The 23,983-nt window shown below is 49.4% G+C and carries 22 protein-coding genes; 16 read left to right on the top strand and 6 right to left on the bottom strand.

Annotated elements, in window-relative coordinates:
• Positions 1–92: 92 nt before the first annotated feature.
• Entirely contained in the window at positions 93–1,130 is a 1,038-nt protein-coding gene (locus Vgang_RS03030; protein WP_105903378.1) for a transcriptional regulator, read from the bottom strand.
• An 85-nt stretch (positions 1,131–1,215) separates the two neighbouring features.
• On the opposite strand from Vgang_RS03030, the gene Vgang_RS03035 reads away from it, so the two are divergent.
• The 9 genes from Vgang_RS03035 to Vgang_RS03075 all read left to right on the top strand — a co-directional run bounded on the left by Vgang_RS03035 (position 1,216) and on the right by Vgang_RS03075 (position 10,138).
• Positions 1,216–1,443 carry a helix-turn-helix transcriptional regulator gene (locus Vgang_RS03035; protein WP_001069954.1) on the top strand — a complete coding sequence of 76 codons (228 nt, stop codon included), beginning with the start codon at positions 1,216–1,218 and terminating at the stop codon, positions 1,441–1,443.
• Positions 1,444–1,455: 12 nt separating this feature from the next.
• A complete protein-coding gene (locus Vgang_RS03040) occupies positions 1,456–2,451 on the top strand; it encodes a replication protein RepA (protein ID WP_031430529.1) in 996 nt (331 codons plus the stop codon).
• An 815-nt stretch (positions 2,452–3,266) separates the two neighbouring features.
• Entirely contained in the window at positions 3,267–3,641 is a 375-nt protein-coding gene (traJ, locus tag Vgang_RS03045; RefSeq protein ID WP_105903379.1) for a conjugal transfer transcriptional regulator TraJ, read from the top strand.
• Positions 3,638–5,398, top strand: a complete 1,761-nt coding sequence (gene traI / locus Vgang_RS03050; protein ID WP_105903380.1) for a TraI/MobA(P) family conjugative relaxase — start codon at positions 3,638–3,640, stop codon at positions 5,396–5,398. Before traJ ends, traI begins: the two co-directional genes overlap by 4 nt.
• Before the next feature lie 236 nt (positions 5,399–5,634).
• A complete protein-coding gene (gene trbJ / locus Vgang_RS03055) occupies positions 5,635–6,408 on the top strand; it encodes a P-type conjugative transfer protein TrbJ (RefSeq protein WP_102887443.1) in 774 nt (257 codons plus the stop codon).
• Between the two features lie 202 nt (positions 6,409–6,610).
• Entirely contained in the window at positions 6,611–7,903 is a 1,293-nt protein-coding gene (gene trbL, locus Vgang_RS03060) for a P-type conjugative transfer protein TrbL (protein ID WP_102887441.1), read from the top strand.
• A 55-nt stretch (positions 7,904–7,958) separates the two neighbouring features.
• Complete coding sequence (locus tag Vgang_RS03065; RefSeq protein ID WP_031430540.1) at positions 7,959–8,156, top strand: hypothetical protein; 198 nt, start codon at positions 7,959–7,961, stop codon at positions 8,154–8,156.
• Positions 8,157–8,176: 20 nt separating this feature from the next.
• Positions 8,177–8,431 (top strand): hypothetical protein, encoded by a 255-nt coding sequence (locus tag Vgang_RS03070; RefSeq protein WP_031430542.1) that lies wholly within the window; start codon positions 8,177–8,179, stop codon positions 8,429–8,431.
• Positions 8,432–8,617: 186 nt separating this feature from the next.
• Entirely contained in the window at positions 8,618–10,138 is a 1,521-nt protein-coding gene (locus tag Vgang_RS03075) for a hypothetical protein (protein WP_031430544.1), read from the top strand.
• Positions 10,139–10,262: 124 nt separating this feature from the next.
• Here Vgang_RS03075 and Vgang_RS03080 read toward each other — a convergent pair whose 3' ends face one another.
• Both Vgang_RS03080 and Vgang_RS03085 read right to left on the bottom strand, forming a co-directional pair.
• The gene (locus tag Vgang_RS03080) at positions 10,263–10,730 is read right to left on the bottom strand and encodes a hypothetical protein (protein WP_031430545.1); all 468 of its coding nucleotides are present in this window, start codon (positions 10,728–10,730) and stop codon (positions 10,263–10,265) included.
• 122 nt (positions 10,731–10,852) lie between these two features.
• On the bottom strand, positions 10,853–11,836 hold the full coding sequence (locus tag Vgang_RS03085) for a DUF4917 family protein (RefSeq protein WP_031430547.1): 984 nt from the start codon (positions 11,834–11,836) through the stop codon (positions 10,853–10,855).
• A gap of 931 nt (positions 11,837–12,767) precedes the next feature.
• Here Vgang_RS03085 and Vgang_RS03090 point away from each other — a divergent pair.
• On the top strand, positions 12,768–14,261 hold the full coding sequence (locus Vgang_RS03090) for an IS91-like element ISCR2 family transposase (RefSeq protein ID WP_001120888.1): 1,494 nt from the start codon (positions 12,768–12,770) through the stop codon (positions 14,259–14,261).
• 378 nt (positions 14,262–14,639) lie between these two features.
• Here Vgang_RS03090 and tet(59) read toward each other — a convergent pair whose 3' ends face one another.
• Positions 14,640–15,842 (bottom strand): tetracycline efflux MFS transporter Tet(59), encoded by a 1,203-nt coding sequence (gene tet(59) / locus Vgang_RS03095; RefSeq protein WP_001031679.1) that lies wholly within the window; start codon positions 15,840–15,842, stop codon positions 14,640–14,642.
• A gap of 80 nt (positions 15,843–15,922) precedes the next feature.
• Between tet(59) and tetR the strand changes: the two genes are divergently transcribed.
• From tetR to Vgang_RS03125, 6 genes are all read left to right on the top strand, one after another.
• Positions 15,923–16,525, top strand: coding sequence for a tetracycline resistance transcriptional repressor TetR (tetR, locus tag Vgang_RS03100; protein ID WP_000113092.1), 603 nt, complete (start codon positions 15,923–15,925; stop codon positions 16,523–16,525).
• 178 nt (positions 16,526–16,703) lie between these two features.
• Positions 16,704–18,197: an IS91-like element ISCR2 family transposase gene (locus tag Vgang_RS03105; protein ID WP_001120888.1), complete on the top strand. Its 1,494-nt coding sequence runs from the start codon at positions 16,704–16,706 to the stop codon at positions 18,195–18,197.
• 30 nt (positions 18,198–18,227) lie between these two features.
• Positions 18,228–19,112: a DUF3363 domain-containing protein gene (locus tag Vgang_RS03110; protein ID WP_001447541.1), complete on the top strand. Its 885-nt coding sequence runs from the start codon at positions 18,228–18,230 to the stop codon at positions 19,110–19,112.
• A 216-nt stretch (positions 19,113–19,328) separates the two neighbouring features.
• Complete coding sequence (floR, locus tag Vgang_RS03115) at positions 19,329–20,543, top strand: chloramphenicol/florfenicol efflux MFS transporter FloR (protein WP_000214122.1); 1,215 nt, start codon at positions 19,329–19,331, stop codon at positions 20,541–20,543.
• 27 nt (positions 20,544–20,570) lie between these two features.
• Complete coding sequence (locus Vgang_RS03120) at positions 20,571–20,876, top strand: LysR family transcriptional regulator (RefSeq protein WP_001255015.1); 306 nt, start codon at positions 20,571–20,573, stop codon at positions 20,874–20,876.
• Between the two features lie 111 nt (positions 20,877–20,987).
• Positions 20,988–22,481: an IS91-like element ISCR2 family transposase gene (locus tag Vgang_RS03125; protein WP_001120888.1), complete on the top strand. Its 1,494-nt coding sequence runs from the start codon at positions 20,988–20,990 to the stop codon at positions 22,479–22,481.
• A gap of 175 nt (positions 22,482–22,656) precedes the next feature.
• On the opposite strand, the gene Vgang_RS03130 is transcribed toward Vgang_RS03125, so the two are convergent.
• On the bottom strand, positions 22,657–22,959 hold the full coding sequence (locus Vgang_RS03130; RefSeq protein WP_000251875.1) for a phosphoglucosamine mutase: 303 nt from the start codon (positions 22,957–22,959) through the stop codon (positions 22,657–22,659).
• A gap of 86 nt (positions 22,960–23,045) precedes the next feature.
• Positions 23,046–23,861 (bottom strand): sulfonamide-resistant dihydropteroate synthase Sul2, encoded by an 816-nt coding sequence (gene sul2 / locus Vgang_RS03135; RefSeq protein WP_001043260.1) that lies wholly within the window; start codon positions 23,859–23,861, stop codon positions 23,046–23,048.
• Positions 23,862–23,983: the final 122 nt, after the last annotated feature.

A 23,983-nucleotide genomic window follows, 5' to 3' on the forward strand; every position in this document is an offset into this window, starting at 1 on the left:
GTTTTTAACGATTGATATAGTTACTAAGGATAAGGTTAGTCGATGATCTTATCCTAACCTTACCTTCTAAGATTCTGACAGGGTTTGGATATTCATAGTTTAAACTCATCACGTATGGTTCCCAAGGCTTTATAAACTGCCTGGTTTGACAAAAGCTTACCCGTGATTTCACCCAGCAATATACCAATATCTTCATTAGATTTGTTCTGTTTGCGAAGAACCAGCATGCGTTTTTTATTGTCCGTTATCCGAGAATCTACCATCTTGCGCGCTAAATTGCGCAGTTCGGGTACATTAGTTGGGGCCAGTGAAGAGTTCAGCATGAAGTGATAAAAGTACTCATCAATTAATCTATCTCCGGACTTAGCGTTATGACGGTCTGGATGAGCGATTTGGCGTCGTAATCTCAAGACTTCTTTCTCAAATTGTTCTGCAGAGCGCTTGGCTTGCTTATATAGAGAGTTCCATCGGCCATGAAGCTTGGGACGATGGTTTAGACAGTAATTCGTACTCAGATCTGGTCGCTTTTTCTTTCCGTCTTTTTCATCATTGTCACGATCATTGTTTTCTCTCTCAATATATCCGTGTTTCGTCCATGTATGCATGAACTGTGAAAACTCTGTTGGGCTTCCACACAAGGCACACAGTCGTGTTTTTTTATCCGACTTTAAACTGATATCAGGCGCTAGTTTTGATCTATTAGGTTTCTTTCCTTCACAAATCATAAACAATGATTTGAGCATATCCTGAGTCGATATGAATAGTATGTCTTGCTCTGTGTGGGAGCTCTTATCAACAAAGTCGCGTAAATAAAAGTGAATTTGGTCGGCCGTATAACGAAAACCTCTCAACTTGATGAGAGCACTATAGTTACACTTTTCTCTTGAGATAGGGCAATAGGACAAATACTGGTTTGGAAGGCTACTCAAGTATTCCGATACCACGGGATCAATCACCTGTTTAATCAAGTTTATGATGCTGTGGCTTTTAGACTCTTCCGAGTATGAATGCCATTTCTCCCTAAAAATGCGAATGGCATTTGCCACAGAGTTGTCAGAATTCTCCCATACAGGAATATAAAACGGACCTAGTCGTTCTGACGCATCCATCTCAGTTTCAAATATTTTCATATCCAACTTTTTTGTCCAATGATTAGCCTAATCTACAGGCAGCTCCTGGCATTATCAACCCAAGAATGTTGAAAAGGAGAAGGTTATGAATCCATCAATGACAAACAAAACGCTGATAAATCGCAAAACCTTACTCAGCATGATCCCTTTGTCTGATCGAACCATCTATAACCTGGAACAGCGCGGTGAGTTTCCTCGTCGTATTGTTCTGACCAGCCGAAGTGTTGCTTGGGACCTGGCTGAAGTGGAGAACTGGATAGAAGAAAAGCGCAGGTCTGCGTTAAAAGCCGCAAGACCTGGTTTTATTTGGTAAGTCTGAGTTCACATGACGCTTAAAGATGTAACGGATGTTCAGGCTAGGGGAACTATTCGGCAAAAAAGTGCCTCGGGTGCCAGCGGTAAACTAGAGCTAAGCACGAAATATATAGACAACATCATAGCAATCCAGGAGTGCAGTGCTCAGGAGGCTAATGAACTCGGTTTTATTGCTCGGCTTCTGATTCAAGCAACCATACCGCACAGTAAGCCAGAATCGAATGAGTGGAGTCGGAAGAATGGTAATTTCACAATGCACATGATGGCCCCCTCATCTGTAGGTTTGCCTTACGGTTGCTATGCACGTTTGCTTCTGGTTTGGATGACCACTCAAGCAGTAAGAAACAAGTCCAGATTGGATAAGGGTTATATCGGTGAGACAGAGGCGCGTAGGCTTGAATTAGGGAATTCTCAGAGAAGCTTTATGGCCGAACTAGGGTTATCGGGAACTGGGGGGAAAGATGGTTCTATTCCGCGTTTGCGTGAGCAGATGAGCAAACTTTTTAAAACCACCATTAGCGTTATGTTTACGGAACATAATGAAGGTGATGAATATATTTCTGAGGATGAGATTGGTGCCAGAGTAGCGGATGTTTCACATATATGGTGGAGCACAAAGCATCCAGATCAAAATTCATTATGGGGCTCTTGGGTAGATCTGTCGCCAAAGTTTTTTCAACTGATAACAGATAAACCAGTTCCTCTAGATATGAGGGTATTACGGTTGATTAAGCGTTCTCCTATGGCTCTCGATATATATTGCTGGGCAACATACCGAGTCAGCTATTTAAAACGTTCAACAGTCATTCCCTGGGAAGGACTAATGGACCAAATAGGAGCCAATTACCCTAATACTCCTCAGGGACATCGAGATTTCAGAAAACGGTTTCTCGATGGGCTTAAAAAGGTTCAGTATGCATGGCCAGAGCTAGATGCTACTTCAACCGAAAAAGGATTGCTTTTGAAACCAAGTGCTCCACAAGTACCTCGACGGACAAAGCGATAGAGTGAACGGTATGAAACAGTATGTACGCACCATTCTAGATGTTATTAAGCCTGGGTATTTAGAAAGTTATCCACGCATGTTCTGTCCCGCTTTAAAGGGGGTATTTTGCGCATGTTCTGTCCCGGCTTACGCATGTTTTGTCCCGGAGTGCGCATGTTCTGTCCCGCAAAGTGCCAAAAAGTTTTTTAATAACAGGTGGTTGTAGAACTCCCTATAGTACTTTCCTGTAGGTATACCTATATAAAAATTAACCTGTAGTTAAGCAAACAAATATTGTGGATAAGATTTATAAAAATAAACTGCTTAAAACTGTCAATGAAATCATTTTTTGGGAAGTTATGTATTTTCAACTACATGAAAATAAAGTGTTTTTTATTCTTTTTTTCTTGGCGTCTAAACATTCATTGACACTTGAGGGGCAGTTAAACACGAAGGCTTTGAATTTAGCCTAGAGCGGAAAGTGTTAGGAAAGCTGTGTTTTTCTGTGTCGTGATATTGGAGTAAAGCCAACACGCATAAATCGCTGTAGACCGCTATTTTAGCGCTATTGAATCATTATAAGTGCGCTGTCATATCGCTATAAGTATCGGACTTATCGGGTAAACATGGTTTACACGGGAATAAACAGTTAAATGCAGAGAAATGCACAAGGGCATGCATAACTTTCCGTGATAAAACCAAAGTTGAAATGCGGGCAGGATGTGTGAAGTAGGCCCTCCATGCAAGCATGGCGAAGCCTCTTCACTTATGACTTATTCGCACCTTCGGCACTCAACGTTGATCCTGCCCTGCGGGGCCTGAAATAGGAGACAAACATGGCGAGCAATACGAACAAGAGCACTAGAAAGAACAGCCCACCGATTAAGGTTTACTGTCTGCCAGAGGAGCGTGCGTTGATCGAATCCATGTCAGCACAGGCAGGGCTCAGTGCTTCGACCTATTTGCGCGAAGTCGGCCAAGGCTATCGTATCCAGGGAATTACCGATGCAGAGCATGTACGCGAGTTAGTGCGGGTTAATGGTGACTTAGGACGTCTGGGTGGATTGCTGAAGTTATGGCTTAGTAATGATGCCAAGGTGGCACATGTTGGGGCCAATACAATCTTAGCGGTGCTTAATCGTATTGAAGCGACGCAAGATCAAATGAGCTCGCTTATGGAATCCATTCTTCGGCCGAGGGCCGATCAATGATAGTCAAGCACGTACCGATGCGTTCGCAGGGGAAATCTGACTTTGCGGGCTTGGTGAATTACATCACCGATCACCAGAGCAAAGAGCATCGACTTGGTAACGTTCGTTTAAATAACTGTGAAGCGAAAACCGTGCGCGATGCGATCAGCGAAGTGTTAGCAACTCAATTCGCGAACACGCGAGCGAAGAGTGATAAAACCTACCACCTGATAGTGAGCTTCCCTAATGGTGAACAGTTAGAAGCGCATACTTTGGCCGCGATAGAAGAGCGCATTTGCCAAGGCTTGGGCTATGGAGAATATCAGCGTGTCAGTGCTGTGCACAACGATACGGACAATCAACATATCCATATCGCAATTAACAAGATTCACCCTACTCGCAACACAATCCATGAGCCGTACTACCCGCATAAGAAGCTAGCGGAAATGTGCGAGTCCATCGAGCAGGACTTTGGTTTGCAGCCGGATAATCATATACCGCGCAAGTGCGGGGCGGAATCACGTGCGATGGATATGGAGCGGCATTCGGGTATTGAAAGCTTAGTGGGGTGGGTGAAGCGCGAATGCATGGACGAGATTAAATCAGCCAATAGCTGGCAGGCGTTGCACCAGGTCATGCAGGACAATGGTTTGCAGTTAAGAACCAGAGGAAATGGTCTAGTGATCGTTGCCGACGGTGAAGCGATCATCAAAGCGAGCACCTTGGGGCGTGAGTTTTCTAAACCCAAACTCGAAGCGCGCCTTGGTCCCTTTGAAGCGACTGCATCGGATTCTGTTAAGCCGAGCCGCCAATATACACACCGACCTGTTCGCTTGAAGGTGAATACCACCGAGCTATATGTCCGTTATCAAGCAGAGCAGAAACATGCCGCAGAGAGTAAAACGCAAGCCCTTGAACAGGCTCGTCGTGATAAAGATCGACAGGTTGATAACGCCAAGAGGAAAGGGCGTGGCCGTCGCGCAGCGATTAAGTTAACCGGTAGCAATAAGCTTACTAAGAAGCTTTTGTACAAACAGGCCAGCAATGCATTGAAAAGCGAGCTTGAGCGCATTCACAAGCGTTACCAAGAGCAACGGCAAACGATATATCAAAGCAATAAACGCCAAGCCTGGGCGGATTGGTTAAAGAGCCAGGCATTGCAGGGAGATAGCGAAGCCCTCAAAGCGCTACGTAGCCGAGAGGCTGCACAAAAGCTTAAAGGCAACACACTAAATGGGGATGCAGTTCAGGCCGAGCCCAAAGCAATGGTCGATACGATTACGAAAAAAGGCACCATTATTTATCGAGCAGGTAACAGCGCCGTGCGTGATGATGGTGAGCGTCTACAAGTGTCGACGGCTTCCAATCAAACCAGTGTTCTAGCTGCGCTAAAGGTAGCAATGGAGCGTTACGGTAATTGTATTACCGTGAATGGTTCGCCTGAGTTCAAGGCGCGAGTAATCAAGGCGGCAGCAGATGGCAATCTGTCTATCAAATTTGCCGATCAAGGACTAGAACGCCGCCGTCAGGCATTAATGGCCCAGAATAAAAGGGCCAAGCGGTCTGATAAGCCTGGCGTGTTACCAATTGGCAAAGTGCCACCTTCACGCCGTGGCTGGTTGCAAAACCTATCTCAGTTAGAGGTCTTAGCGATGCAGTCAGGTCCTGTACCTGAAAAAACGGCGGTCATGCCAGCACTAGAGCAGCGTAAAGCTAAGCTCCAAGCTGAGCAGGCAGCTAAAAAGGCGAAACGACAACATAAGAGCCGATCACGTTGATGTGATGGCAAAGGAATCGACGGAAGCCCTAACCGCTTCGGTTGGTAATAACACCGATGTTTAACCCTATTTGGCCGCGCGTTTTACGGTGTCGCGCAGGTCGGGCGCCGGGATAGTAAGTGGCGATCTATCTCTGAAAAGGCCCACATTCACCGCTGGTAACGGCAGGAGTAGGGAGCGAGCCCTACAGGTTGGTGAATGCAACTTTTAGTCATAACCACTAAGAGTAATTAACCATGCTAAAACGAAAAATTTTAGCGGCTAAAATTCCCGTGCTCGCCATCTCCTTGGCGTTAAACCTTTCTAATCCTGTATATGCGGGGATTCCGGTTGCTGATGGTACGAATCTAGTTCAGAACATCATGTCGGCAATGGAAGCTGTTACACAGACTACTAAGCAAATTCAGCAGTATCAAACCCAGTTGCAGCAGTATGAAAATATGCTGCAAAACTCGATGGCCCCGGCTTCTTATATTTGGGACCAAGCGCAACGCACCATCAACGATCTGAACCAGGCGACCAACACACTCGCCTATTACCAAAACCAGATCGGCAGCCTCGATGCGTACTTGGGTAAGTTCCAGGACGTGGCCTATTACCGCAGTTCGCCTTGCTTCTCGTCAGTGGGGTGCAGTGATGCTGAACGGGCCGCAATGACCGAGAACCGACGTCTTGCGTCTGAATCGCAGAAAAAGGCCAATGACGCACTGTTTAGGAGTCTGGAACAACAGCAAGATAACTTGGAAGCCGATGCCCGTCAGCTTAACCGCCTGCAATCTGGTGCTCAGAGCGCGGACGGCCAACTGGCTGCGATTGGTTATGCTAACCAGCTCGCTAGCAACCAGGCCAACCAGCTCCTGCAAATCCGCAGCTTGCTGATCGCTCAGCAGAATGCCGTTGGCACTCGAATGCAGGCGGATGCTGATCGCGAAGCTCAATATCAAGCGTCCCGTGAAAGGTTGTTTGATATGGGCGAGCCAACCGACCGTTCGGAAAACAGGGGATTTTAATTATGAAAAATATCACACGAGTTTTTATCGTTAGTGCGTTGGCCTCCTTCGTTCTGGTGGGATGCGGTGAAGATGACGGGCCCAAGCCTGTAACGATCGACTGTGACAACCCAAACCTAACGAAAGAGCAGAGGGAAGAAGGACATTGCTTTTGGGATATGGGCGAGCCCACTGATCGCTCTAAGAACAAGGGGTTCTAATCATGAGCAAGCTATTCATTCGGTTTGTTATGCTCCTGGCAGTTGTACTGACTTCGCAAACTGCGTCAGCGGCCATTGAGCCTAATGGTGTCTTGGATGAAGTGGCCGTGCGTTTCATGACGGCCAGTGCTACTTGGGGCACGGTAATTACAAACTATGCCGCCTGGTTATTCTGGACGCTGGGCACTATATCCCTTGTTTGGACTGGTGGGACCTTAATCCTTAAACAAGCGGATATAAGGGAGTTTTTTGCCGAGTTCGTCCGCTTCATCCTGACGTTTGGTTTCTTTCTCTGGTTGCTCAGAAACGGCCCAGACTTTGCGACGTCAATCATCGACTCGTTGAGAATGATCGGTGCTCAAGCCGGTGGCCTTCCGAGAGATCTAACCCCGTCAGAGCCTATTAGTATTGCGTTCGACATTATTGTGAAAGCTGGTGAGTCCTACAGCATCACAAGCCCTATAGATAACCTGTCTATCTTCTTAATCACGCTGGCAATTTTGGCATGTATGGCGGTAGTGGCGGCCAATGTGTTGTTGGCCTTGGTGACGGCTTGGATATTGATCTATGCCGGTGTTTTCGTGCTGGGGTTTGGTGGTTCGCGTTGGACTTCAGATATAGCAATCAACTACTTCAAAAGCGTATTGGGCGTTGCTTTGAAGTTGATGACAATGACGTTGCTCATTGGCATTGCTATGTCGATCATGGACGGTTTCTATACCGATCTATCCAATGATGCCCCTATGCGTGAACTGTTGGTGATCTTTGTCGTTTCACTGGTTCTCGTGATGCTCATTCACTCTGTTCCCAATGTGATTGCCAGCCTAGTCCCTGGAGGCGGCGCGGCGGCAGGTGCTGGCAGTATCAGTGCTGGGGCGATGGCCGGAGCGGCTGTTGCTACTGGTGGTATGGCTGCCGGTGCCGCAATGGCTACCGCCGGCGGAGCGTCTGCTATTCAGGCTGCATTTGCAAAAGCAGGCGAGAACGTAGCGAATAATACTGACGTTATGTCGAGCCTGGGCGGTGCATTTAGCGGCGGCGGCGATTCTGATGAAGCTGGCTCCTTTACCCAAGCTTCCGGTCAATCTTCTAGTGGTGGCGAATCCTCTGGCGGTTTTAAAGGTAGCGCTGTAAAAGCGGGGCGTATTGCAGCGGATACCGGTGCGAATTTGATGAAGGGAATGGGTGATATGGCCGGGGATAGAATCAGCGGCACTACAGGAGGTCGTCTAGCTAGCTCGATCCGAAACAGCACGAAAGATGACGGGGATAGCGATGACCAGGAGGGCGACTGACGACGCTTCCCCTGCATTTGACAACGATAACTTAGGCGGTGGCAGCACTGGCTGGATGAATCAAACCGGCGGCTTTGATGGATTATCCAGTGAGGACCAGGAAGAAGCCCGACAAGCACACGCAGAATGGCAAGAGCGCGATCTGGAAAAGCACACCTTCGACGTTGAGGACTATGTGTCGTATGCCCAGGAACGCCAGCAGGAGCGCAACGAAGAGGTTGCCAGTTTTGTTAAAAAAGGTCGCATGACCTAACTAGATAAGGATTACTCATTATGGAGTTTAGCTTTCCACCTCAAAACCTTGCGGAGTTATTTGGTTTCTTCGCCGTGATGTTCATTGTGATGCTTGCCTTCTATTTTTTTGGGCAGTGGTTGCACAACATCAGGCACGGGCCGAAGATGAAAGCCATTGCCGACAAAATGGAGGTATTCCAAAACAAGCTGGCCGGGCGTGCCTACAAGGACATGACGAGATCGGTCGATCAAATCGACAAAATGAGACGCTGGCCGGTTGGTCGACGCAAGTAGTTAGAAAGCACACGGGCCGGTGATGGTGCACCGGCCCGCATTTCCACATACCACCTGACCGAGAGGTGACACATGGCAACCACACATAATATCGAAGTTGAGCAAGTGATATATCAAGTAGCTGTTGAGTTCACATTTCAATTAAAGGAAACTATATTAGTTTGATCTTTATGGAAAAATAGAAAAATGGATGCATCAGGCTTACTTACGGTTATCGCAGTTCTACTTACGGGAGCTGCTCTTCTCCCAAGGAGAGTTATCCTTGATTTAGTTATTCGAATGACAATTATTGATTGGATAATAGTTTTTATCTTGTCAGTTTCTAGCCTTTATTTATTGTTTCTTGATGTCCTGATCAATAATAACATGGCTTTACCATTTAGTTGGTTATTCGGTTTTGATAAAGAAAGCTCGTTGTTATTAGTATCTATTGTGGCCATATTGTACGCAATATTAAAGATAAATGGCTCTAGAATAAGTAGAAAGAATTTTCGTAAGTTAAATTTAACAACTAGCCAATTACTAAAAGATAATAATTTCAAGGATGTTTCATTTTTCGTCGATAAATATTATTTCCAATTAAGAAGATATTGTTTATATAAATCAGTTTTCGTTCGTTTTGGAAATTTAATAGAGCCAAAATCAGAACTGATAATATTTGAATTTAGGCAGAATGAAAAATCACGGATTGAAATTAAAATTAATGAATTAAGGAGCAAGGTTTCCAATTTTTTTCCAAAAACTTATTGGCTTTCAAATGAGGTGAAAGAGTACTTTCTCTACTTATATAAATCTAGATCTTATATGCATCATTTAGCAATTGCTAATCCAGTTCTTGGTGTGAAAATTTTGACTAAAGATTTTTGTTCAGAGTCAATGTACAGACACGAGTTCTTTAAATTTTTGATTAGCAATTCGGTTAGTCCTCTTTATAGAGAGTTAGCTTTATGTCAATGCATTACTACAACAGACTGCTATGAATTAGATCCAACGAATGTACTATTAACAGAGTTGTTTTCTGATGTTTCTGTTGCCCATGATATGGAAGTTTATCAATCAATTTATGATTATGTCTCTGATTTTATTGAATTAACTGGGAAGGATAATTCCTACAATGTTCCCCACATAAATTACTACGATACCGATAAAGCATTCAGTTGCCCTATTTATATGTCGATCCATTTTTTTGACGTTATGATAAGAGCTTCAGTTGAACAAGCATATGAGCACCATTTATATCCAAATAAAATATTTCTATTTGTTAAGAATATAGTAGAACAACTTGATTACAGCCTTGTCGATGATATTGATTGTGAATTTCCAACTAGATACGACAGGTTAATTTATGAATCATTTTCTGTAACAAGTTCTTGGCTTGAAATGGTTAAAGACAGAATGAAACAAACTTTAAAGTATGATTCTTATCTTATTATTGAGTCATATGCTTTAATGCTGAATGAGGTTTTAGCTAGTGATAAGTTTAATGAAGATAAGAAAAGTTATTATTTGAGTATAGTTTTGAGAACAATGAGAGAATTTGATAAAGAAGGTTATTTTTCTCAATGTGAATATATTTCTCATATTGTCTTAGCTAGATATCAATATGGGGTCAAAGATGAAAAACTAGAGAGAATAGTGAAAGGTCTTAGACACAATATAAGTAGGGATGACTTTGAACTATCAGCTATGATTGATAAATATTTTTGATGTTAAGTATCATAATGTCTTGTGATAAAGCTCACGGGCTGGCAATGGTACACCTGCCCGCTTTTATTATATATCGTATTTTATATAGGTACTTGATTAATAAAATTTAATTCATGGTAATTTGCTATGTTTTAGGCTGCGATGCAACATTCAGTATCGCTTTAAACTCTTCTAAGCTATTTTTTGTCGTACTACCAAACAAGCGTTCATAGCCAAGAAAAAGAGCTGTGAGAACAACCGCTGAACTAAAAAGGATGTCATTCCCCAAGGCTTTTATAGAAGCAGCGAACAGGACACCAACAATAATGAGGAAAAAGTCTCGCTCTTTATGTTTGGATATATGAGTGTCTATAAGCAACTTCGCTTCAGCTATATCATCCTCCTTCAATTTATATCTAACCACTGCATGCTTTAAATGTTTCAACCACTTAGAGTTAAATTCTTTCTCGATACTTAGCAGTATTTCTAGCTCTTGATACTTAGTAGATTCTTTAGACCGAGCAAACCAACTTTTTGCTGTAAACCAACGCTCTTTGAATAACTTGTCCCGTTCCTTTGTGTAATCTCTTAGGTATTCTTCTATCCAAGACAATATTCTTCTCCCTTAATTGATAAATAACGAATGACATGAGTTTCTCTCTTGAAACATAGTCGCTCTTATTTGGTGATTTTTGGATGCTGTCAGGATTGTTTTAGATGCATCTTTATCAACGGCTACCAAATAGGTGTGGATGCGGCATCATAGAATTCTATATCTATGCGACGGTCAAGAAATCTATCTGCGTTTGCCATTACTTCTCGGTTTAAGTCCTGGTTCTCATCTCCAAAGATACTGATGAAGACTTTGTTTACTCTACTACGATTAATCTGATCGAATATATGTCTGTCGTTATGAGCTATTGAGTGACCATGAATGTAGAGAGTGCCTCTCAGTTCACCCAACGCTTGGTAGCAAGCATTTAGATATGGGTTATGTTTGATTTTCTCAAGCTTCTTTTGGTAGGTGGGTTCAGACACAAAAAGGGGAAACTCTCCTGCATCTAACCATCGTCTTACTTGGTCAACGATCGCATCCCAATCTTCTTGGTCATAAACCCGTTTATAAATACCTTGCTCAGTATTGTAGAGATGGAGGCCCCCGTGTAGAAAGTGCAAGTTTTGAGTACGTTGTTGCCATTCATCGCCATTAAAACCATCTTTCATACCACACCATCGATCTGGTCTAAAGGGAGGTAGATTCCATTTGTTTACAGCCCAATACAAAAGTAAGTCGTAATTGAGAGAAAATATATTGTTGAAACGAGTGAGGAATCTTCTAGTTAAGGTGAAACTATCATCCGCAATGGCTCCGGGGCGGTGAGGATGAGTATTAGCAATTACCTCAATAAGTGAGTCTTTTAACTGCTCTTGGTCAGCTTGAATCTGTTCAATGATATCTATGTTCACGTCATAGGTTTCGCAAACTTTTTCCGCTGATTGCAGAGCATGCATTATTTTTTCAAAATCAAAAGTATCAAAACGATCAAATATTTCTCTCAGCTCTCGGTCGCTGTCTCTAAAGTTGGCTTCATCGAACAAATTTTCATAATTGAATGTTCTATTGTTCCATGCCCGAGAAAAGCCATTAGCAAGCAGTATTGACGGCTGCTCCCTTTCTTCTAGTTGCTGAAGAGTATCTTCATAAGTCTGTAGTGGCATCGATGCATCCTTTTTGTTATGTAATTATATTTTTCAAGCAATTAACTCAACACAATGCAACCACACCAAAATAAAAAAATCATCTGTAAAGTTTTATGATAATGCTGAGCACTTAGTTAGTATGTTTCAGCAAACAGATCGTGTAGATTGATAATTTAGATGGCATTCTAGGGTATATATGTTGAACGGGCATGTAATGTTTCACATTGGCTAAGGGTGCTTGCGATTTAGAAATTTAACAACAAGAGTCAGTACCACTTACTCTGACTCGGCATTGGTGACACCTTACTTGGTCGAGGATTTACTCGGCTTTAAGCCCGGAGTGTTTCCTGGAGTTTTTTTGTTGTCACGTCGACGTTGATCTGGTTTACCAGTCGACTTGGCTATTGGTTTTGGTCCTGGTTTCAAACCCATGATTTGATCCTTTTATTTAACGAGGTTATTCCTCGTTGTATAATCTTTGGGCAGTATTGATGGCTTTCAAGATGTGTATGAAAAACAATCTAAAAATATCCCCAAGGTTTCTTGCTGGTAACTCATGTTTTGATGCGTTTTAAAATGTACTGCGACAAGTTGGAGGCACAAGATGGATAGAATTACCTCGGGTCCACGACGGCTTAGTGTTGAAGAGATACAAGAGCTTCGTCGTGATATGCAAGAATCCTCAGCTTGGGCCAAAGTAGAACTAAAACGCCGACGAGACGCAAAAAATCAAAAAAATTCTACGCATGGTATAGATGATGGTATCGAGAAAGGTTGCATTTCTAACTAGCTGTTATTCCGATGTATTTTGTGTCCGTTGATATTCGAGTGGGAGTGACGGGCACTGGCTGGCAATGTCTAGCAACGGCAGGCATTTCGGCTGAGGGTAAAAGAACTTTCCGCTAAGCGATAGACTGTATGTAAACACAGTATTGCAAGGACGCGGAACATGCCTCATGTGGCGGCCAGGACGGCCAGCCGGGATCGGGATACTGGTCGTTACCAGAGCCACCGACCCGAGCAAACCCTTCTCTATCAGATCGTTGACGAGTATTACCCGGCATTCGCTGCGCTTATGGCAGAGCAGGGAAAGGAATTGCCGGGCTATGTGCAACGGGAATTTGAAGAATTTCTCCAATGCGGGCGGCTGGAGCATGGCTTTCTACGGGTTCGCTGCGAGTCTTGCCACGCCGAGCACCTGGTCGCTTTCAGCTGTAAGCGTCGCGGTTTCTGCCCGAGCTGTGGGGCGCGGCGGATGGCCGAAAGTGCCGCCTTGCTGGTTGATGAAGTACTGCCTGAACAACCCATGCGTCAGTGGGTGTTGAGCTTCCCGTTTCAGCTGCGTTTCCTGTTTGCCAGCCGGCCCGAGATCATGGGGTGGGTGCTGGGCATCGTTTACCGCGTCATTGCCACGCACCTGGTCAAGAAAGCGGGCCATACCCACCAAGTGGCCAAGACGGGCGCGGTCACCCTGATCCAGCGTTTTGGATCGGCGCTCAATCTGAATGTTCACTTCCACATGCTGTTTCTCGACGGTGTGTATGTCGAGCAATCCCACGGCTCAGCGCGTTTCCGCTGGGTCAAGGCGCCGACCAGCCCAGAGCTCACCCAGCTGACGCACACCATCGCCCACCGGGTGGGTCGCTATCTGGAACGGCAAGGCCTGCTGGAACGGGATGTCGAAAACAGCTATCTGGCCTCGGATGCGGTGGATGACGACCCGATGACACCCCTGCTGGGGCACTCGATCACTTACCGTATCGCTGTCGGTTCACAGGCGGGGCGAAAGGTGTTCACTTTGCAAACTCTGCCGACCAGTGGTGATCCGTTCGGTGACGGGATTGGCAAGGTAGCCGGGTCCAGCCTGCACGCCGGCGTGGCGGCCAGGGCCGATGAACGCAAGAAGCTCGAACGGCTGTGCCGGTACATCAGCCGCCCGGCGGTATCCGAGAAGCGGCTGTCGTTAACACGAGGCGGCAACGTGCGCTACCAGCTCAAGACGCCGTACCGGGACGGCACCACGCACGTCATTTTCGAACCATTGGATTTCATTGCAAGGCTGGCCGCCCTGGTACCGAAGCCCAGAGTCAACCTAACCCGCTTCCACGGGGTGTTCGCACCCAACAGTCGGCACCGGGCGTTGGTCACGCCGGCAAAACGGGGCAGGGGCAACAAGGTCAGGGTGGCTGATGAACCGGCAACACCAGCACAACGGCGAGCGTCGATGACATGGGCGCAACGGCTCAAGCGTGTTTTCAATATCGACATCGAGACCTGCAGCGGCTGCGGCGGCGCCATGAAAGTCATCGCCTGCATTGAAGACCCTATAGTGATCAAGCAGATCCTTGATCACCTGAAGCACAAAGCCGAAACCAGCGGGACCAGGGCGTTACCCGAAAGCCGGGCGCCACCGGCTGAGCTGCTCCTGGGTCTGTTTGACTGACGAGCCTGAAGGCCAACGATACCAATCAAAATGCTGCGTTCACAGCGCCGCGGCAGGGATCCGCCGTGCTGGTTGTCGGAAAAGGAGCCGCTAGTGGGAAAGAGGAGGGTAAATTTTCAGCGTTGCTGGCTCCCCGTCAGCCGGATTGGGTTGCATCGCAGGGGTGTCGAAAGAGTCAACTGCGGTCCAAAGCTGTTGGACTTGGGTGAAAAGGGCGTTTATTCTTCCTATACGTTCATTAGGTCATCTAGCCTTTCTTCCGCAGGTTTTGTTCTTGGTTTTTTAGGGGGTAATGTCATAGGGTTTGTCTCTTAATATCTTGTGCTAAAAGCAAATCTGATAGGGGTATCATAGCACTTAATATTGATATGCTAAAACTTAGCTCGCTGGTAGCTTCGCTATTTTAACTATCTTTTTGGTGCTTCTATAAAAAGATAAAATAAATACAATCAATAAAACATACATTATCGCACCAATCATCCATATCCAGCCATCCCAACTTGCCAGTGTTTGACCAAAAATAAAGCTAAATAATAATGGGCCGATCACCCCCGTCGTATTGGTTAAGCTGACTAGAACGCCTTGTAGCTTACCTTGGTTAGTTTGATTGACTTGAGCTGACATTAACCCCTGTAAGGCTGGTAGCGCAATACTGCCGCCGGCGAGTAAGATTAATGTAGGGTAAATCATCCAACCCTTTGTCAATAATGACAAAATAATGAATGCTGCTCCATCAACAACAAAGCCCACAATAATCGTCACTTTTTCATTGAATTTCTTGGCGATTGCGCCCGCTACAAATGCTTGGAACAAGGCATGCATGATGCCTAACCCCGCTAAAGATAGGCCGATCTCCATACTGCCCCATTGAAAACGATGTTCCGTAAATAACACCCATGTCGTTGCTGGAATTTGCCCTATCATTTGAGTCATAAAAAAGATAAATAACAATAGTATGACTGGCTTGATCACTTGCAGGAAAGGTCGCGAATTTTCTGCTGTTTCTGTGGTGTTTTTTTCAGTATTTTTGATTTTATTATCTTTAAATATCAACATAATAACTAAAAAAGAGAGCGCATTTAAAATGGCAGCAATAATAAAAGGAAGATGAGCTGAGAATTGCCCTGTAAAGCCGCCAATTGCAGGGCCAGAGATTAACCCGACACCAAAAGCCGCCCCTAAGCGTCCAAACCACTTAGTACGCTCTTGTGAAGCAGTATTGTCAGCAATAACAGAAGCGGCGACCGCACCTGTTGCGCCAGTAACTCCAGAAATTAATCGCCCAACGTATAGCATCCAAAGTGAGCTAGATAATGCAAGCAAAGTGTAATCCACAGCAGCGCCTGCAAGAGATAGTAGTAATATTGGTCGGCGCCCGAATTTATCAGACCATTTGCCAAGTAGAGGAGCAAAAAAAACCTGCATGATGGCATACAGTGCCAGCAGGATACCGTAATGATTTGCTAAATTTTCAGCCGACACGTATTCACGTAACAATGTAGGCAATACAGGCATGATCAAGCCGATCCCCATAGCATCTAGGGCGGTGATCGTTAAAGCGGTGATCGCAAATTTATTCATCGTTTTTTCTCTATCATTGATAGAGTTGGAATATATCCCTATCAGTGATAGAGTGTCAATAGAAAAAAAGAGAGGGCAGTATGGCGCGATTAGATAAAGAAACCATCATCACAGTGGCATTAGAGTTGCTAAATGAAGTGGGAATGGAAGGGCTGACAACGCGAAAACTAGCTCAAAAACTGGGCGTAGAGCAGCCTACACTATATTGGCATGTGAAGAACAAGCGCACATTGTTGGATGCATTATCTGTTGAAATGCTAAAGCGTAATCATCGTCATTCATTACCCGCAGTTGGGGAAACGTGGCAACAATTTTTACGTAATAATGCATTGAGCTTTCGTGATGCATTATTAAGTTACCGTGATGGCGCAAAAGTGCATTTAGGGACTCGCCCGAGTTCAGACCAATATGACACCGTAGAAATGCAGTTGCAGTTTATGGTGGACAATGGTTTTTCATTAAAATGTGGGTTATATGCAATAAGCGCGGTTGGTCATTTTACGTTAGGTTCTGTGTTAGAGCAGCAAGAACATATCGCAGCACTTAATGATAGGCAACAAATAGCAGATGATACGATGCCTCGACTATTAAAAGATGCTTTGCAAATTATGGATCAAGATGATGGCACAGAGGCTTTTTTATTTGGTTTAGAAGCATTGATTAATGGTTTCGAAAAGCAGTGATAAGGTGTCTGTGTTTTTAGGCTCGCACAATAGGGGGGATTTGTGCGAGTGGTGGATTTATTTAGAACATTGTTTTTCAATTTGGCGTTTTTGTTCTACCAATTTTTTAGCTGTTGCCATCGCGAGTTGTTCATCGGCTTGCATTTTTGCTAAACACAGTATTGCAAGGACGCGGAACATGCCTCATGTGGCGGCCAGGACGGCCAGCCGGGATCGGGATACTGGTCGTTACCAGAGCCACCGACCCGAGCAAACCCTTCTCTATCAGATCGTTGACGAGTATTACCCGGCATTCGCTGCGCTTATGGCAGAGCAGGGAAAGGAATTGCCGGGCTATGTGCAACGGGAATTTGAAGAATTTCTCCAATGCGGGCGGCTGGAGCATGGCTTTCTACGGGTTCGCTGCGAGTCTTGCCACGCCGAGCACCTGGTCGCTTTCAGCTGTAAGCGTCGCGGTTTCTGCCCGAGCTGTGGGGCGCGGCGGATGGCCGAAAGTGCCGCCTTGCTGGTTGATGAAGTACTGCCTGAACAACCCATGCGTCAGTGGGTGTTGAGCTTCCCGTTTCAGCTGCGTTTCCTGTTTGCCAGCCGGCCCGAGATCATGGGGTGGGTGCTGGGCATCGTTTACCGCGTCATTGCCACGCACCTGGTCAAGAAAGCGGGCCATACCCACCAAGTGGCCAAGACGGGCGCGGTCACCCTGATCCAGCGTTTTGGATCGGCGCTCAATCTGAATGTTCACTTCCACATGCTGTTTCTCGACGGTGTGTATGTCGAGCAATCCCACGGCTCAGCGCGTTTCCGCTGGGTCAAGGCGCCGACCAGCCCAGAGCTCACCCAGCTGACGCACACCATCGCCCACCGGGTGGGTCGCTATCTGGAACGGCAAGGCCTGCTGGAACGGGATGTCGAAAACAGCTATCTGGCCTCGGATGCGGTGGATGACGACCCGATGACACCCCTGCTGGGGCACTCGATCACTTACCGTATCGCTGTCGGTTCACAGGCGGGGCGAAAGGTGTTCACTTTGCAAACTCTGCCGACCAGTGGTGATCCGTTCGGTGACGGGATTGGCAAGGTAGCCGGGTCCAGCCTGCACGCCGGCGTGGCGGCCAGGGCCGATGAACGCAAGAAGCTCGAACGGCTGTGCCGGTACATCAGCCGCCCGGCGGTATCCGAGAAGCGGCTGTCGTTAACACGAGGCGGCAACGTGCGCTACCAGCTCAAGACGCCGTACCGGGACGGCACCACGCACGTCATTTTCGAACCATTGGATTTCATTGCAAGGCTGGCCGCCCTGGTACCGAAGCCCAGAGTCAACCTAACCCGCTTCCACGGGGTGTTCGCACCCAACAGTCGGCACCGGGCGTTGGTCACGCCGGCAAAACGGGGCAGGGGCAACAAGGTCAGGGTGGCTGATGAACCGGCAACACCAGCACAACGGCGAGCGTCGATGACATGGGCGCAACGGCTCAAGCGTGTTTTCAATATCGACATCGAGACCTGCAGCGGCTGCGGCGGCGCCATGAAAGTCATCGCCTGCATTGAAGACCCTATAGTGATCAAGCAGATCCTTGATCACCTGAAGCACAAAGCCGAAACCAGCGGGACCAGGGCGTTACCCGAAAGCCGGGCGCCACCGGCTGAGCTGCTCCTGGGTCTGTTTGACTGACGAGCCTGAAGGCCAACGATACCAATCAAAATGCTGCGTTCACAGCGCCGCGGCAGGGATCCGCCGTGCTGGTTGTCGGAAAAGGAGCCGCTAGTGGGAAAGAGGAGGGTAAATTTTCAGCGTTGCTGGCTCCCCGTCAGCCGGATTGGGTTGCATCGCAGGGGTGTCGAAAGAGTCAACTGCGGTCCAAAGCTGTTGGACTTGGGTGAAAAGGGCGTTTATTCTTCCTATACGTGCCGCGTTCCAGGCGGCGACTATGAGGGCTATGTCGATGCCCATGTGCGCCGGCTGGAGGCGCTACGCCGGGCCGGTATCGTCGAGCGGATCGACGCCGACCAATGGCGCATCCCCGATGATCTGGTCAGCCGTGCCGCCGCCCATGACGCCGGCCGAGACAGTCAGGCCAGCGTTCGCGTCCTTTCCCCGGTCGATCTGAACAAACAGATCGGATCGGACGGCGCGACCTGGCTGGACCGGCGGCTGATCCACGGCGAGACGGCCGACCTTGCGCCAACCGGCTTCGGGCAACAAGTCCGCGAAGCCATGGACCAGCGCCGCGAGCACCATATCGAACAGGGCGACGCCACCCGCAGCCGGGACAGCCGCGTCTTCTACCGGCGCAACCTTCTCGCCATCCTGCGGGAGCGCGAGGTAGCCGGCGTCGGATCGGATATGGCTTTGAGTAAGGGCCTGCCGTTCCGCGCCGCCACGGACGGCGAGAGCGTCAGCGGCAAGTTTACCGGAACCGTGCATCTATCGAGCGGCAAGTTCGCCGTGGTCGAGAAATCCCATGAGTTCACCCTTGTCCCGTGGCGGCCGATCATCGACCGCCAACTCGGCCGCGAGGTTATGGGCATCGTGCAGGGCGGGTCGGTGTCGTGGCAGTTAGGGCGGCAGAGGGGGCTGGAACGCTGAGTGCGCCCATGCCGCATTGCGAAGCAAAAGATAATCGGATAAAATGTAGCAATTCATATTCGTAAGCGTGGAGTAATCAGATGGGAAATTCCAAGTCAGCAGACAAGTAAGCCGCAACAACCAGTATTGTTGTTGCGGCGCTCTGTAAGGCTAGTCTCATCTGATTGCTGACGAGCAGACGTCGCCCGGTATTCCTTAATCGAGGGTTGATTCGTCATGACCACCACACGCCCCGCGTGGGCCTATACGCTGCCGGCAGCACTGCTGCTGATGGCTCCTTTCGACATCCTCGCTTCACTGGCGATGGATATTTATCTCCCTGTCGTTCCAGCGATGCCCGGCATCCTGAACACGACGCCCGCTATGATCCAACTCACGTTGAGCCTCTATATGGTGATGCTCGGCGTGGGCCAGGTGATTTTTGGTCCGCTCTCAGACAGAATCGGGCGACGGCCAATTCTACTTGCGGGCGCAACGGCTTTCGTCATTGCGTCTCTGGGAGCAGCTTGGTCTTCAACTGCACCGGCCTTTGTCGCTTTCCGTCTACTTCAAGCAGTGGGCGCGTCGGCCATGCTGGTGGCGACGTTCGCGACGGTTCGCGACGTTTATGCCAACCGTCCTGAGGGTGTCGTCATCTACGGCCTTTTCAGTTCGATGCTGGCGTTCGTGCCTGCGCTCGGCCCTATCGCCGGAGTATTGATCGGCGAGTTCTTGGGATGGCAGGCGATATTCATTACTTTGGCTATACTGGCGATGCTCGCACTCCTAAATGCGGGTTTCAGGTGGCACGAAACCCGCCCTCTGGATCAAGTCAAGACGCGCCGATCTGTCTTGCCGATCTTCGCGAGTCCGGCTTTTTGGGTTTACACTGTCGGCTTTAGCGCCGGTATGGGCACCTACTTCGTCTTCTTCTCGACGGCTCCCCGTGTGCTCATAGGCCAAGCGGAATATTCCGAGATCGGATTCAGCTTTGCCTTCGCCACTGTCGCGCTTGTAATGATCGTGACAACCCGTTTCGCGAAGTCCTTTGTCGCCAGATGGGGCATCGCAGGATGCGTGGCGCGTGGGATGGCGTTGCTTGTTTGCGGAGCGGTCCTGTTGGGGATCGGCGAACTTTACGGCTCGCCGTCATTCCTCACCTTCATCCTACCGATGTGGGTTGTCGCGGTCGGTATTGTCTTCACGGTGTCCGTTACCGCGAACGGCGCTTTGGCAGAGTTCGACGACATCGCGGGATCAGCGGTCGCGTTCTACTTCTGCGTTCAAAGCCTGATAGTCAGCATTGTCGGGACATTGGCGGTGGCACTTTTAAACGGTGACACAGCGTGGCCCGTGATCTGTTACGCCACGGCGATGGCGGTACTGGTTTCGTTGGGGCTGGTGCTCCTTCGGCTCCGTGGGGCTGCCACCGAGAAGTCGCCAGTCGTCTAACCGACGACTGGTAGCAGGCCCGCTCCGATGCGGCGCACTAACCATCGAAACCTCGTGAATGTCGGTATCCTGTCTGGCAGGATACCGCTCATTTCCCTTGTTCAGTTCATCGCCGTCGCCGAGCATCTGAATTTTCGGCATGCGGCCAAGGCACTTGGTATCAGCCAGTCGAGCGTCAGCGCGCGTGTGAAAGCGCTGGAGGATAACCTTGGTGTCCTGCTATTTGAGCGCCATGCGCGGGGCGTTCGGCTAACAGACGCAGGCAGGCACTTCATGGAGCGTGTCACGGCGGGTGTCGATCAACTCGATCACGCAGTGAAGACCGCGGAGTGACGGGCACTGGCTGGCAATGTCTAGCAACGGCAGGCATTTCGGCTGAGGGTAAAAGAACTTTCCGCTAAGCGATAGACTGTATGTAAACACAGTATTGCAAGGACGCGGAACATGCCTCATGTGGCGGCCAGGACGGCCAGCCGGGATCGGGATACTGGTCGTTACCAGAGCCACCGACCCGAGCAAACCCTTCTCTATCAGATCGTTGACGAGTATTACCCGGCATTCGCTGCGCTTATGGCAGAGCAGGGAAAGGAATTGCCGGGCTATGTGCAACGGGAATTTGAAGAATTTCTCCAATGCGGGCGGCTGGAGCATGGCTTTCTACGGGTTCGCTGCGAGTCTTGCCACGCCGAGCACCTGGTCGCTTTCAGCTGTAAGCGTCGCGGTTTCTGCCCGAGCTGTGGGGCGCGGCGGATGGCCGAAAGTGCCGCCTTGCTGGTTGATGAAGTACTGCCTGAACAACCCATGCGTCAGTGGGTGTTGAGCTTCCCGTTTCAGCTGCGTTTCCTGTTTGCCAGCCGGCCCGAGATCATGGGGTGGGTGCTGGGCATCGTTTACCGCGTCATTGCCACGCACCTGGTCAAGAAAGCGGGCCATACCCACCAAGTGGCCAAGACGGGCGCGGTCACCCTGATCCAGCGTTTTGGATCGGCGCTCAATCTGAATGTTCACTTCCACATGCTGTTTCTCGACGGTGTGTATGTCGAGCAATCCCACGGCTCAGCGCGTTTCCGCTGGGTCAAGGCGCCGACCAGCCCAGAGCTCACCCAGCTGACGCACACCATCGCCCACCGGGTGGGTCGCTATCTGGAACGGCAAGGCCTGCTGGAACGGGATGTCGAAAACAGCTATCTGGCCTCGGATGCGGTGGATGACGACCCGATGACACCCCTGCTGGGGCACTCGATCACTTACCGTATCGCTGTCGGTTCACAGGCGGGGCGAAAGGTGTTCACTTTGCAAACTCTGCCGACCAGTGGTGATCCGTTCGGTGACGGGATTGGCAAGGTAGCCGGGTCCAGCCTGCACGCCGGCGTGGCGGCCAGGGCCGATGAACGCAAGAAGCTCGAACGGCTGTGCCGGTACATCAGCCGCCCGGCGGTATCCGAGAAGCGGCTGTCGTTAACACGAGGCGGCAACGTGCGCTACCAGCTCAAGACGCCGTACCGGGACGGCACCACGCACGTCATTTTCGAACCATTGGATTTCATTGCAAGGCTGGCCGCCCTGGTACCGAAGCCCAGAGTCAACCTAACCCGCTTCCACGGGGTGTTCGCACCCAACAGTCGGCACCGGGCGTTGGTCACGCCGGCAAAACGGGGCAGGGGCAACAAGGTCAGGGTGGCTGATGAACCGGCAACACCAGCACAACGGCGAGCGTCGATGACATGGGCGCAACGGCTCAAGCGTGTTTTCAATATCGACATCGAGACCTGCAGCGGCTGCGGCGGCGCCATGAAAGTCATCGCCTGCATTGAAGACCCTATAGTGATCAAGCAGATCCTTGATCACCTGAAGCACAAAGCCGAAACCAGCGGGACCAGGGCGTTACCCGAAAGCCGGGCGCCACCGGCTGAGCTGCTCCTGGGTCTGTTTGACTGACGAGCCTGAAGGCCAACGATACCAATCAAAATGCTGCGTTCACAGCGCCGCGGCAGGGATCCGCCGTGCTGGTTGTCGGAAAAGGAGCCGCTAGTGGGAAAGAGGAGGGTAAATTTTCAGCGTTGCTGGCTCCCCGTCAGCCGGATTGGGTTGCATCGCAGGGGTGTCGAAAGAGTCAACTGCGGTCCAAAGCTGTTGGACTTGGGTGAAAAGGGCGTTTATTCTTCCTATACGTTGTCGGCAGCGGGCCAAAAAGGAATACGTCCATGCCCATCGAGGTGAAACCGGCTGTGAGCGCGGGTTCAAGCATATAGCCCGACAGGCGCGTATCCTTGCCGATCACGACACGATGGCGGTGGTCACCGCGACGAAAGACACGGCCAGCCGCCATGCCGACGCGCAAGGCGGTTTCCGCCGTCATCGCGCCTTCGTTGGCTTTGCCACGAATACCGTCTGTGCCGAAATATTTGCGCACCATAAGGTCGATTATCCTGTCGTCGGGTCGCCCTCAAAGGGGACATGCCTGCTGAACCGCGAATATAGAGAAATATCCCGAATGTGCAGTTAACGAATTCTTGCGGTTTCTTTCAGCGCCGCCAATACCGCCAGCCCGTCGCGCAAGGGGCGCGGCTCGTGTGTGCGGATGAAGTCAGCTCCACCTGCGGCGGCGGCAAGCTCTGCAGCGAGTGTCGCGGCCCCGACATCCCCCGGACCACGGCCTGTGAGCGCGCGCAGAAAGGATTTGCGCGAAACAGACAGAAGCACCGGCAAATCGAAGCGCAGCCGCAATTCATCGAACCGCGCCAGCACCGAGAGCGAGGTTTCGGGAGCAGCCCCCAGAAAAAACCCCATGCCGGGATCAAGGACAAGGCGGTTGCGTTTGATACCGGCACCCGTCAGCGCCGCGATGCGCGCGTCAAAGAACGCCGCAATGTGATCCATGATGTCGCCAGCGGGTGCCTCGCGCCGATCTGCCTGCCCGTCTTGCACCGAATGCATAACGACGAGTTTGGCAGATGATTTCGCCAATTGCGGATAGAACGCAGCGTCTGGAAAACCGCGAATATCATTGAGATAGGCCACACCACGCGACAAGGCATAGGCTTGCGTCGCGGGTTGATAACTGTCGAGCGAGACGGGAATGCCATCTGCCTTGAGCGCGTCCAGCACCGGCGCGATACGCGCGATTTCTGTGTCGGACGAAACAGGCGCGGCGTCGGGATTGCTGGATGCCGGACCGAGGTCGATCACATCTGCCCCCTCGGCCATCAGCTTACGCGCCTGCGCAATGGCTGCGTCTGGCGCCAGATACCGGCCTCCATCGGAGAAACTGTCCGAGGTTATGTTGACGATGCCGAAAATGATGAGCGATTTATTCATGGGGGCTTCTATAATAATAATAATCGAGCATGAGTCTCATACGGATGCTCGGGTCGAAAGGGAATCCCCAGGCGAGTAACCTGTTTGCGGTGATCCATTAGCTGCAGGAGCAGAATAGCATA

The organism is Vibrio gangliei (assembly GCF_026001925.1).
Taxonomy (GTDB): Bacteria; Pseudomonadota; Gammaproteobacteria; order Enterobacterales; family Vibrionaceae; genus Vibrio; species Vibrio gangliei.